Genomic DNA, 11,952 nt, shown 5'->3' on the forward strand with positions numbered 1-11,952 from the left:
TCAATTGGTTCGTTTATTGATGGTGAATTCAAGATAGACAGAGGTTCCCTTCCCGGGGCTGCTGCGCAGGTCCATATAGCCTTTAAGCGAAGCGGTACGGGAGCGGAGGTTGCGCAGGCCTATGCCTTCCGGCGCCGGCGCCTCCAGGCCGAAGCCTTTCCCGTTATCCTCAACGGTAATGTTCAGCAGGCCCTCGTTATAGATCATCTGTACCAGGGCTTGTGTAGCGGCGGCGTGTTTCAGTACATTCTGCACCAGCTCCTGGATGATGCGGTAGACCGACAGCTCAAATCCCGGATCGAAGCGGGGAATGTCGGTATACTGCAGGTCGATATCGAGACCGCTGTGCTGTACATTCCTGCAGAAATAGTAGACCGCTTCGGAAAGCCCGCCTTCAAGCAGCGTATCGGGCAGCAGGTTATGTGCGGTGGCCCTGAGTTCGGTGGTGGCTTCGTCCAGGCGGCTGATGATCTGCCGGAAATCGCCGGCGCCTTCCAGGCTGTGGTGCCGCTCGGGTAGTACGCTCAGGTTCATTTTTACCGCCGAAAATTTGACAACCACTCCGTCATGCAGGTCCCGCGCCAGGCGCAGGCGCTCTTCTTCCTCGCCTTCCATCTTAGCTTTCAGCGCCAGGATTTCCCCGTCTTTTTCCAGGTTAAGAATGTAAGACCGGTGCAGCTTTTCCCGCTGCTGCTTCCGGGTATACAAGCCCGACAGGATAAGCGCCAACAGCAAGCCGCCCGCACCCAGGCCGCCGATCCAGATATTCTTCTCCCGTATGCGGTTACGCTCCGTAATCAGCTGCAGCTCCTTTTGCGCCAGCAGCTTGTCTTTTTCTGCTGTCTTGTATTTCATCTCCACCTCGGCAATACGTCCAGCGTTGTTGCTGCCGGTGAAGCTGTCCTGTATTTTCAGCTGCCGCTCTTTGTAATAGAGCGCTTTTTTGTATTGACCCAGCCCGGCATAGATCGTGCTCAGGTGGTCGTAGCCATCTCCCACATTGACAAGGTTATTGTATTGCTCGGCATAAGCAACTGCGGGCAGCAGGTAGCGCTTGGCTATGGCATACTGACCGGTATGCGTGTACACGCAGCCCATAAGGTACGACGCGCTCAGCCATTCGGCGGTGGAGCTGATCCCGCTGGCCTTGTCGTAAGCCTCGCGGGCCATACGCTGAGCCTCGGGATACCTGCCCTCCTTGGCCAGGGTTGCGCCCAGGATAAAGGCGCTGGTATAGATAAGATGCACATCATTCTTACGGTGGGCATAAGCCAGGGCAGGGTAGTGATAGGCCTTGGCCTCTTCGTACTGCTTTTTCTGGTAATAAATGGTGCCTTTATTGGCGATCATATTGATGATCTCCGATGAGTCGCCGCGGTGTTTGGCCAGGGCGATCGCCTTGTCCATAAGCGGCCATACCTTGTCCCATTGTTCCAGGCGCATTTGGATATTAGCCAGACCGGTATAGGCCCTGATGAGAATGGCATGATTGGTATCTGCCTGGCGTGTGCCCGACAGTATGCGATAGTAGAGCTTCGTTGCGGAATCTGCCTTTCCTTTTTGCCAGTAGGCATCGGCAGCATTGGTGAAAGTAAGATAGTAATAATAGCTGTCGACAACACACCGGGGTGTTTGTACCGCAACCTTCTGGTACAAGGCGATAGACTGATCGTAAGCGCCTACCTGGACATACAGGCCGGATAGGGAAAAGTATTGCTTGAAAGGGTATTCGCCCTTTTGCCGATAAGCTTCTGCCGATAGGCTCATGAACCGGATAGCCGATGGATAATCTGCTTTGGCAATATACCAGGAGCCTATATACGTGAGAATGCGCGCCCGGTGCCGGTGCTGGTTTCGCAGTTGGGATTCCCTTAAAGCTGCTTTGTAATAGACGATGGCGCTATCCCTGTTGCCGCTGCCGTTCTGTAGCTTGTAGCCCCGGTCCAGCATACGGTATATGGCCACAGAATCCACATAGTCCAGCGGACCGTCTGGCAGGCTGCCCAGCCGGGAAAAGAGCTCCTGTCCGTTCGTCATAAACGGGAACAGTGCAAACACAAGTAATCCTAAGCGCCTCATTTTCCTCATGGATGGTCCGCGTTGCGGCTAAGTATAACTACGTAATCTGACGAAATTACGTAGCTGTAATTTATGAAAAAAAACAGAAGGCATATAGATTTGTAAGAGCCCCCCGTTCCCTGGCTTCTGCTGAAGGAAGACAGGCGGGACCATGATAAAAGTAGGGTGTTTCCTGCTTTTGTCTTATGAACAGGCTTTTTCTCAAACCAATACCGGGACGACACAGGGTTCCATTAAACTGTAATACATTATGAAGAAAATGTACCCCTATGTTTTATTGTTGTTGCTAGGCGGTCTGAGCTATGCGACGGCCTTTACGCAAACGGTCGGTTTTGCCTGGGCACGACAGATCGACAATCCCAACACCGTGGTGTTTTCTCTGAATGCGGAAGTCAATAAGCATCATGCCATGGCTGTCGACTCACAGGGAAATGTCTATACGACGGGCGCCTTTTGGGGAACAGTCGATTTCGATCCTGGTCCCGGTGTGGTCGATCTTACCTCCGGTGCAACGATCAGCAGTATCTACATCACGAAGCTCAATGCGCAGGGCAGCCTGGTATGGGCCAGGTGCATGCCGGTAAGCGCCGGTAACGGATCTGCTTCGGCCATAACCATTGATAAAAAAGGTTCGGTATACATTACCGGCAAGCTGGAAGAGGCATCCACTATCGATTATGATCCCGGGCCGGCAACCCTTACCGGCAGCACCACGAACAACAACAGCCTGTTTGTAGCCAAGCTGAACAGCAGCGGGAACCTGGTATGGGCCAAACAGATGAACGGCGCTACGGGCGGGCTCAGCGTCAATATACTGAACGAGAGTAAAAGCGTCGTGGTAGATAACGATGAGAACGTATATTTCGGCGGACAGTTCAATGGCGGCATTGATCTTGATCCCGGTCCGGGAACGGCCAACTATACCATAGCCAATGTCTGTACCAACTGCATGTCAGTATTCGTAGCGAAGCTGACGCCTATGGGCGATTTTGTATGGGGGGGTGAGATGGTCTGTGATGCGGAAGCAGGACTGGAAAATATGGCCGTCGATGCCCAGGCCAATATCTACATGACCGGCAACTTTTTTGGCACGATCGACCTCGATCCGACGCCCGGCGTCTATGGCGTGGTGAGCGGTGTTACCGGTTATATTGTCAAGCTCAATACCCATGGAGCCTTTCAATGGGCCAGGGGCTTGCAGGGTACCGGCCGGCTCTGGTGCCATGGGATCGCTGCCGACGTAACGGGCAATGTGTTCCTTACCGGTGGTTTCTACGGGACGGTCGATTTCAACCCGGAAGAAGGACCGGCTAACGTATATAACCTTACCAGTCTCAACCCTTACAGCAGCACCGGGATACCCTATTACGGCGCATTCGATGGCTATGTGCTCAAGCTGAACACCAACGGAGGATTCGTATGGGTAAAGCAATACGGTGCGATCCTCTCCGGTAGTTATATCAATGCGGAGCTCGACAATGGCAGGGGATTCAGCATTGCTACCGACAGGGCAGGAGCGGTGTATACGGCGGGCGCCTTTATAGAAACGGCCGATTTTGACCCGGGCGCCGGTGTGTCTGCCCTTACTGCGGGGGCGGGTAAAGTCAACACTTATCTTCAGAAGCTCGATGCTGAAGGCAATTTTGAATGGGTTAAAAACCTCGACAACCAGTATCAGACCAGTACGGGCTTTGACATAATGCCGCTGACTGTGGACGTCGACGCCTCCGGCAATGTCTATACTTCCGGCACCTTTAAAAATACCGTAGACTTCGATCCGGACGCCGGCATATATAACCTGACAGCGGCGACGCCGGCCAGCCACTTTATCCTTAAGCTGGCCTCTTCCTGCGCGCTGACCTCTTCCGTAAAGCGGGATTCCGCCTGTGGTCCCTATACCTTCAATGGTGAGGTCTATACCGCCAGCGGCTCCTACAGCCAGCCATATATCGGAAGCCTGGGCTGCGACAGCATGGCCATACTCCACCTGGTCATCGAAGGCGACAGCATCAGGCGGGTCGATACGGGCTGCAAGCAATTTGTATTGAACAGTCAAACCTATACCGAAAGCGGCATCTATACCCAGACCTATACCAATGCTGCCGGCTGCGATAGCGTCCTGGTGCTGGACCTGTTGATCAACGCGCCCGATACTGCCGTGACCCTTGCCGGGAGAACGCTTAGCGCCCGGAGCACGGAGGGCGATTATTATCGATGGATCGATTGCAATGACAACAGTCCCGTGCCGGGAGCGACGACCCGGCAATTCAGCCCGGTGGAAGATGGCAGCTATGCGCTCGTGATCACGCTGGGCGGCTGCAGCGATACCTCGGCCTGCTATACTATAGGGACCAGCACCACCATCCGTACCGTATCCGGCAACCGGGTGAAGCTGTATCCCAATCCGGTGAAGGATATGTTGTTCATCGAAGCCGCCCAGGTGCTGGACCATGCTTCGCTAAGGCTTATCGATATTATGGGCAAGACGGTATTGCTGCAGCAACCGCTGCAGGGGCGGTCTTTCAGGGTGAGCACCGCAAACCTGCCGCCGGGTATCTATTTTGTTGAGCTGGCGGAGGGAGCCAGGACCTCGAAAGCCAAGCTGGTTAAATACTAAGGCTTCCCTGTTCTACGCAGACATTCAACAGAAACGACTATGAAACAGAAACGATTTTTTCCCCGGCCGCTATGGGTCCTTTTATTCCTCCTGGTGAGCGGAAGCCTGCGGGCGCAGGATTTTACCCAGCTGCCACAGTTCCGTAACGCGAACAGCATATGGATGTTCCGGACGAAGGGCGTAAACTTCAATACAAATCCTGCTGCCCTGCAGAACTCTGTAATGACCAGCGGTACCAGCGGCTGCGTCTCCCTTTGCCACCCGAAAACAGGCCAGCTGCTGTTTTACTCAGATGGTTATTACGTATGGAACCGTAACCACCAGATCATGCCCGATGGCCTGGGCCTGGCGGGATCCGGCCTGTCGATGCAGAACATCTGTATCGTGCCTTTTATTAATGATACCAGCAAATACTATTTGTTCTATATCAAGCAGGGCGGCATTGTTTTATCCCTTGGCGGACCGGCGCCTCCTTTCCCTCCGGGTATTTTCGATTACAACCTGACTTACTCGGTAGTGGATATGAACCTGGATAATGGTCTGGGAGCAATAGTCCCCGGCAAGAAAAATATCGTTGCAGCACATGGGCCCCTGGGCGATATGATCGCCGCCGTACCCGGCAACAACTGCGATGTGTGGTTGCTGACTCATCCCACTGATGTTCCCGATGTAAAGGCCTTTCATATCACCGCCGCCGGTGTGGATACTACACCGGTAGTATCGACGCTGACACCCGGCATTACCGGCCCCATGTCCTTTACAGCGGGCGCCCTGGCGGTATCGCCCGACCGTAAGAAAGTAGCAATGGCCAGCAACAACGGCCTGGAGACTTCCGGCTTCGGCTTCGGGTTTTATGGCACTATAGGTGTCCAGGTCGCCGACTTCGATCCGGAGAACGGTACACTGTCGAACAACATGGTACTGACCGATACTTCTATGGGGGAAGGCGTTTGCTTTTCTCCCGACAATTCCAAGCTGTACAGTGCTTTGATCACTGGTATGATCGATGCCGACAACTGCGGCTATCTGTGCCAGCATGATCTGAGCAGCGGTGTACAGGCCACCATTATTGCCTCGCGCTATACCATACCTTATACCGGCGGCGCGCTGCGCCGCCGGGGCGATACGGTTTTCCTGTCGGCTTTCCGCGGGTATTTCAGCCAGCCTAATCTTGCCGGGGCGGCCTGTGGCTTTGCACCTTCGACAGCCACACCCTTTCTACCGCCCGGCTATCCGCTGGGCAACCTGGGCTATCCCATTGGCAATGATGTTGTCTTTCCCATGCCACCTGATACGGTAACGCTGGCGATGACCGACACCTGCTTTTTCAGGAAGATAACCCTGCATGCCCCTCCCGGCTATAAGGATTACGTATGGGGAGATGGTGTGGCAGACAGCATGCACAACTTCTACACTTCGGGACAGTATAAAGTGACTTATAACGACGGCTGCCATACCTATATCAAGCCCTATAAGCTGAATGAAATGGGCGCCGGCCTGGGGCCGCGCGATACGGTGATCTGCAAGGCGCCGCCCCTGCTGCTGCAGGCGGGTGTAAAAGGGCAGGTGCAATCTTTCCTCTGGCAGGATGGCAGCACAGGTAATAGTCTGCAGGTGCTGCAGGACGGGCAATATTGGGTACAGGTACGCTTTGCCGGCGGCTGCACCCTGGCCGATACCATCTCCATAACCTTTTCCGATGTGCAGCAGGACCTGGGCGACGACAGGATCATCTGCCGCGGAGACCCCGTTAATGTTCTGCTGAAAGCCAATGTCCCGGCGGGCGGAACAGCCGTCTGGAGCACCGGCGCTACGGGCGAGACCACTATCGTAACGGATACCGGGACCTACAGTGTGAAGGTGACTGCAGGCAAATGTACCGGCCGTGACGAGATCACCATCAGCGTGGGCTATTGCGCGTGTCAGCCCCTGGTGCCCAACGCTTTTTCACCCAACGGCGACGGTATGAACGATTGGTTCAAACCCGTGCTGGCCGCGGATTGCCCGGTAAGCAACTATTCCCTGTCGGTGTACAACCGTTTCGGACAGCGGGTTTTCTTCAGCGCCAAACCCGGCCAGGGCTGGGACGGGCAGTTCAACGGGCAGCCCTCGGAAGTAGGCACTTATATGTATGAGCTCAGGTACACAGGAGGTGTGCGGAACATAAGCGAATATAAGAAAGGCGACATTAACCTTATCCGTTAGCCTCAAAAAAGACAGCTATGAAATTGATCCTGAAAATAATGATCCTGCTCGGTGGTCTCGCGCCCTTATGCAGCCGTGTTGCCGGGCAGCAATACCAACTGCGGGAAGGCCACATACGCTTCAGCATTATCGCGCCCGCATCGGAGCTTACTGCAGACAACGATTCCCTTTCCGGCAGCCTGGACCTGGGCAAAGGAACGCTCCGTATAACCGCCTATGTAGCGGGCTTTGCCTTCACCTCGGCTGAAATGCCCGAGCTGATGCGGAAAGGCGCCACTTATCGCTTTCATCATTACTACTTCGACAGTGAACGGTATCCGCTGGCTACTTTTAACGGCGCTGCCGCTGCACTGAAGAAAATAGATCCGGCGAAAGACGGGACTTATGAGATCAGCTGTGAGGGCAAGCTTTCTATGCACGATGTAATAAAGATCATCACGGTTAAAGGCACCGTAACGATGAAAAGCGGTATTGCTACGCTCAACAGCGATTTTATGATCGATCCGCACGATTACGCAGTACGCATTCCGGAGACCATCAGCCGGTTCTACTATAAGGATATGAAGATCGCGGTGAAGGCGCGGATGGTCCGTAAAGGAGCGAAGCAATAGTATAGGGATAGCAGTAAAATACTGTCATGAAAAGGTTAAATACAAATCCGCCCGCAATGCATGGCCAATCGCATTGTAAGCGGTGCCATCCGGTAAAAGCGCATGATGAGACAATGTATCCTGATCCGTTAGCGGTACCTGATCTTGCAAAACATGCGCCGTTCGCGGGCGCCCAGCGCTGAGATCGCATTGCCGCTAAGACCGACAATGCTGTTGTGGTATTCCTTCAGATTCGGGATCGTCCCGATCACTTTGGCATATACTGTTTTCCCGTTGGCCGGGTTGGTAATAGACAGGATCGTTCCTTTGCCGGCTGTATTGTGGAAGGCATAATATACGCCGGGTGCAGCCTTGGTGCGCAAAGGGTAGAAGACCGCTGCGCCAGACTCCTCATTGGTCGAAACACCCTGCACCTGTTTTTCGTAAAGCGCTTCGAAGGCAGATACTATTTCTGTTGTTGTGTCCTTCTCCGCCAGGGCCGGTTTCTGCACCGGCTTCACGGTGTCGTGCATCACAGGGCGGGTGGGGAGAGCCGTTCCCGGGTGAACCGCAATAGCCTGCGGACGGGCGGTATCGGGCTTGGCAAAAGGCTTCTGCGCAGCATCATAAGCCACCCAGCCGACCTGCAGGATGTCGCCGGTAGCGATATCGGGGGTGTTGCGGTGATTCCATCGCTGGATCGCGCTTTGCGATACACCCATCATACGGCTGATGCTGCGCAGGTCATCCTCATCGCCCGCCCGGTAAAAGACAGGCTTGCTTTTGACCACACTTTCGATACGGATAAAATTATAGTCGTCGATCGGTATCCTGAATTTCGAACCTTCCGGGAGACCGTCCTGGTAGCTGACCCGGTTCACATCGGCAAGCACTGCCGGAGGAACGGAATAGCGTTTCGATAAGATGAATAGTGTTTCTCCGCTCTTCACCCGGTGGATGAGATAGGGCATGTCCTCCTTATGCTTCACCCATAAAGTGTCCTGGGCTTTGGTACAAAGCGATATGCAGCACAGGAGCAGCAACAGCAATCTATTTTTCATAAGCATGACGCATCTGCAGGGCTAATACCGGTGCCCGCGGTTTCTGCTAAGTTAAAAAAAGAACGGTTAAGGCGCGGCAGACACCTTAACCGTTATCCCCTTTCCGGGTTGGAAAAGGATTACTTCATCGGCTCCTGCGCCGCCAGCTTGGCGGTGCGGCTTACCGAAGTATTAACACCTTCTATGTTCTTGCCGTCCTTATCCACGAGCTGTACCTTAACGGTTACGTCGCCCATGGGCGCATTCTGGATGAAATACGGCTGCCATTTGTCAATATCGAAATTAGTACCGTTCACATCTACTTTTACCTTGTTGCCATCCGGCGCCAGGCCTGTGTTGTAGACATAAAAATCAAGCAGGAGATTTTTGGTGTCGGCGCCTACATAGTCGCCTTTTGGACGGCTGTAGAAGATCATCGGCGTTTTGGGGAGCTCCATTTTGGTCAGCTTGCCTTTCTCATCTACGGAGAAATGATACAGCACACCGGCTTTTGGTGTTTTGATCGACTCGTGGTAAGAGCGGGACAGGAACGACATCAGGTAATGCTCCGACTTAACCGGCACGGTAAAGCTCCTGGTGGGTTCGTAGAGTGCCACGTAAGGTTGGTTGTCCAGGATGAAATGAATGTGCTGGCCGTCCTTTGAATTGTTGCAGTTCTTGGAAGCAGCATCGCCCGTCTGGCTTTTTAGCTCATAATTTTTGACATCATAGTCGATGGTGATCTTTACGGAGTCGGAGCCTTGCAGCTCGGCCTTTACGTTTTTGATACCCAGCTGTGCATCCGGGAATTCAGGCGATCCGGTTACCGGCGTAATGGTAATGGGGCCGGAAGGAGCCGTGGTGGTGGTTTCCACCTTGGTTGTATCCGAGGTAGAAGCTGTTTCGGTTGTATTGTTGTTGCAGGCGGTAAGTGCAAGCAACGCGACAGACACAGCAGTTGTCGTTATCGATTTCAAATTCATATCTGTTAGATTTTGGAGGCCTAAAGCTAAACGATTATTGTGTTGAGGATCAATAAAATAATGTCATTTAACGCTATTTTAAATTCTGATTGCCGGCAACTTATTTAACGATGACTACCGATCCCGCCTTGTCGGGAAGCGGCGTATAGCCGATTTGCTGCTCTGCGCAGAACCGGACTACGGCATCTCTAACACCTTTATAGCCTTCATTGTTGAAATCGTGTACCATAATATATCCTCCGGCATTGAGCCTGGGATAGAAATAGACCAACCCGTTATAAATGGGGTCATACAGATCGGTATCGAGGCTCACGAAGGCAAAAGTATCCCTCACATCATCCGCGGTCTCGGGAAAATAGCCTTTTTTGATGATGCATTTTCCAGGATGAGGCATAATCGCCAGCACCTGCTGTACGGAGGTTTCCGAAAAATCCTGGTTGGCCGTTGAGTAACTTTCGCCGAGCTCTTTCTTTTTATCCCTGTTGTCGAAGCCCTCGAAGGTATCAAACAGGTAAAGGGCACGATCGGGGAAGTAAGCATTCAGGTACCGGGCGAATTTTCCTTTGAAAACACCCACTTCCGCAATGCTGCCTGGTACCTTCCTCTCCTTGATCTCGTTGCTGATCAGCTCAAGGGTGGATAGCCGTATGTAGTCATAATACCTGGTATCGATCTTCCGGTTCCTGGAGAGGTAAGCCAGCGAAGGCGCGATGGCCATTTTAGATTTATGTAAAAGCCTTTTCCCTAAAAAATAATTAATTCCTTTACCTATAGCCTGGAGCATAAAGAAGCAATTGTAGCAGGCAATATTAATAAAATTCGGCTGGATTGACGGTTAGTGATTAAATTGCGTCTTTTTACAGATTTATGGATAAGCGCTATCCGCAGCAAAAATGCGAAGGGATCCAGGAAAGAACAAACCGTTGTTTCGATCATGGATATGGCCATACTCGGCGATCGCTGCTTAAACCCCTGTGTCTGGCAAAGCAACTTTAAATAGCATTGAATGATATTTTCCATGACAGGCTACGGCCGTGCTGAAGGCAAGGCGGGCAACCGGCAGGTAATTGTAGAAGTGAAATCCCTGAACGGGAAACAGTTTGAGCTCAACAGCCGCATCACGCCTTTGCTGAAAGCTTATGAAGCCGATATCCGTAACGAGCTGATGCGTATCCTGAAGAGAGGAACGATCGACCTGGCTGTTACGGTAAAGCAGGAAGGCGCAGGCAAGCCGATGCAAGTCAATACCGAGCTGGCCCGTTACTATCACCAGGCCATGACTGCTATTGCTGCTGACCTGAAGCTTGAAGTGGACGGCCACCCTGAACACATACTGGCTACGCTGATGCGGATGCCCGAAGTAGTGGCGGCCGATACCGATACCCTGCCCGAGGCGGAATGGCTGGAGATCAAACAGCTGATCACGGAAGCAGCCGAACGGCTGAGCAGGCATCGCGAAGAGGAGGGTAAAGCCATTGAAAAAGATCTGCTGGCCAATATCAATGGTATCGAAACCCTGCTGAAAGCGGTAGAGCAATATGAGCCGGCAAGGATCGAACGGATCCGTCAGCGCATCAACAGCTCCCTGAATGAGTGGGCCGAAAAGGAAAGGATCGATATGAACCGCCTGGAACAGGAGCTGATCTATTATATCGAAAAGATCGATTTCTCTGAAGAGAAGCAACGTCTGCGTACGCATTGCGCCTATTTTGCCGAGCTCGCCGGCAACGGTCTTGCCGATGGCATCGGTAAGAAACTGGGCTTTGTGCTGCAGGAGATCGGCCGCGAGATCAATACCCTCGGCTCCAAAGCCAATGATGCCGATATCCAGAAGATCGTCGTGAATATGAAAGACAACCTGGAAAAGGCGAAGGAACAAGTATTAAACGTATTGTAATATTCGGGGACCGTAAACAGCATATGAAAAATCGCATTGTTTCTCTTGCCCTGGGCGCAGCCGTCTTATTGCTGACTGCTATATCCTGCGGGGTAAAATCAGCTTACTACCAAAAGCAGGAAGCTATCCCCGGCGCGCAATGGGAATATAAATTTCAACCGGTATTTGCCGTAGATATTACCGATACGCAGGCCCTGTACCGTTTTTACCTACTGGTGCGCCACGACGAGGGCTATCCCAACGCCAACCTCTGGTTCCGGCTGAAAGTAAAAGCGCCGGGCGATACCACTTTCAGCGAGGGTATACGCATAGAGAAGGACCTGGCCGACAGCAAAGGCGAATGGCTGGGAAGAGGTATGGGCGGTATCTGGGAACACAAGCTACCCTTGTTGGCGAAAGAGGTGCCCAGGCTGGCTAAGCCGGGCCGTTACGAATTCCGCATCGAGCAGATCATGCGCAGCAATCCCTTGCCCTCGGTGCTGAATGTGGGATTGATCGTCGAAAAGATAGAAAGGAAATAATTTTTCTTCATTTTTCGGGT

General features: G+C 52.8%; 9 protein-coding genes. 5 read left to right on the forward strand and 4 right to left on the reverse strand.

Annotation, left to right across the window (positions count from 1 at the left end; genetic code table 11):
* Window positions 1-2,037: a tetratricopeptide repeat-containing sensor histidine kinase gene (locus tag DZC79_RS02115; protein WP_198666733.1), complete on the reverse strand. Its 2,037-nt coding sequence runs from the start codon at window positions 2,035-2,037 to the stop codon at window positions 1-3.
* 292 nt (window positions 2,038-2,329) lie between these two features.
* Here DZC79_RS02115 and DZC79_RS02120 point away from each other — a divergent pair, with 292 nt between their 5' ends.
* The 3 genes from DZC79_RS02120 to DZC79_RS02130 are packed head-to-tail and all read left to right on the forward strand — an operon-like array spanning window position 2,330 to window position 7,512.
* Window positions 2,330-4,696 carry a T9SS type A sorting domain-containing protein gene (locus tag DZC79_RS02120; protein WP_118949883.1) on the forward strand — a complete coding sequence of 789 codons (2,367 nt, stop codon included), beginning with the start codon at window positions 2,330-2,332 and terminating at the stop codon, window positions 4,694-4,696.
* 39 nt (window positions 4,697-4,735) lie between these two features.
* Window positions 4,736-6,901 (forward strand): gliding motility-associated C-terminal domain-containing protein, encoded by a 2,166-nt coding sequence (locus DZC79_RS02125; RefSeq protein WP_118949884.1) that lies wholly within the window; start codon window positions 4,736-4,738, stop codon window positions 6,899-6,901.
* A gap of 17 nt (window positions 6,902-6,918) precedes the next feature.
* On the forward strand, window positions 6,919-7,512 hold the full coding sequence (locus DZC79_RS02130) for a YceI family protein (RefSeq protein WP_118949885.1): 594 nt from the start codon (window positions 6,919-6,921) through the stop codon (window positions 7,510-7,512).
* Between the two features lie 128 nt (window positions 7,513-7,640).
* On the opposite strand, the gene DZC79_RS02135 is transcribed toward DZC79_RS02130, so the two are convergent.
* From DZC79_RS02135 to DZC79_RS02145, 3 genes are all read right to left on the reverse strand, one after another.
* Window positions 7,641-8,552, reverse strand: coding sequence for a lytic transglycosylase (locus DZC79_RS02135; protein WP_198666734.1), 912 nt, complete (start codon window positions 8,550-8,552; stop codon window positions 7,641-7,643).
* Window positions 8,553-8,671: 119 nt separating this feature from the next.
* The gene (locus DZC79_RS02140) at window positions 8,672-9,514 is read right to left on the reverse strand and encodes a hypothetical protein (protein WP_118949887.1); all 843 of its coding nucleotides are present in this window, start codon (window positions 9,512-9,514) and stop codon (window positions 8,672-8,674) included.
* Between the two features lie 100 nt (window positions 9,515-9,614).
* Window positions 9,615-10,232, reverse strand: a complete 618-nt coding sequence (locus DZC79_RS02145; RefSeq protein WP_118949888.1) for a TylF/MycF/NovP-related O-methyltransferase — start codon at window positions 10,230-10,232, stop codon at window positions 9,615-9,617.
* 288 nt (window positions 10,233-10,520) lie between these two features.
* On the opposite strand from DZC79_RS02145, the gene DZC79_RS02150 reads away from it, so the two are divergent.
* Together DZC79_RS02150 and DZC79_RS02155 are read left to right on the forward strand one after the other, a co-directional pair.
* Complete coding sequence (locus DZC79_RS02150; protein WP_118949889.1) at window positions 10,521-11,411, forward strand: YicC/YloC family endoribonuclease; 891 nt, start codon at window positions 10,521-10,523, stop codon at window positions 11,409-11,411.
* Window positions 11,412-11,434: 23 nt separating this feature from the next.
* Window positions 11,435-11,932, forward strand: coding sequence for a gliding motility lipoprotein GldH (locus DZC79_RS02155; RefSeq protein WP_118949890.1), 498 nt, complete (start codon window positions 11,435-11,437; stop codon window positions 11,930-11,932).
* The last annotated feature ends 20 nt before the right edge of the window (window positions 11,933-11,952 follow it).

It is taken from the genome of Taibaiella helva (assembly GCF_003545695.1).
Classification (GTDB): Bacteria; Bacteroidota; Bacteroidia; order Chitinophagales; family Chitinophagaceae; genus Taibaiella; species Taibaiella helva.

Coding starts and splice junctions, on each gene's coding strand:
- DZC79_RS02150 (WP_118949889.1), top strand. CDS start 10,521: ATGATATTTTCCATGACAGGCTACGGCCGTGCTGAAGGCAAGGCGGGC.
- DZC79_RS02120 (WP_118949883.1), top strand. CDS start 2,330: ATGAAGAAAATGTACCCCTATGTTTTATTGTTGTTGCTAGGCGGTCTG.
- DZC79_RS02125 (WP_118949884.1), top strand. CDS start 4,736: ATGAAACAGAAACGATTTTTTCCCCGGCCGCTATGGGTCCTTTTATTC.
- DZC79_RS02135 (WP_198666734.1), bottom strand. CDS start 8,552: ATGAAAAATAGATTGCTGTTGCTGCTCCTGTGCTGCATATCGCTTTGT.
- DZC79_RS02145 (WP_118949888.1), bottom strand. CDS start 10,232: ATGGCCATCGCGCCTTCGCTGGCTTACCTCTCCAGGAACCGGAAGATC.
- DZC79_RS02130 (WP_118949885.1), top strand. CDS start 6,919: ATGAAATTGATCCTGAAAATAATGATCCTGCTCGGTGGTCTCGCGCCC.
- DZC79_RS02115 (WP_198666733.1), bottom strand. CDS start 2,037: ATGACGAACGGACAGGAGCTCTTTTCCCGGCTGGGCAGCCTGCCAGAC.
- DZC79_RS02155 (WP_118949890.1), top strand. CDS start 11,435: ATGAAAAATCGCATTGTTTCTCTTGCCCTGGGCGCAGCCGTCTTATTG.
- DZC79_RS02140 (WP_118949887.1), bottom strand. CDS start 9,514: ATGAATTTGAAATCGATAACGACAACTGCTGTGTCTGTCGCGTTGCTT.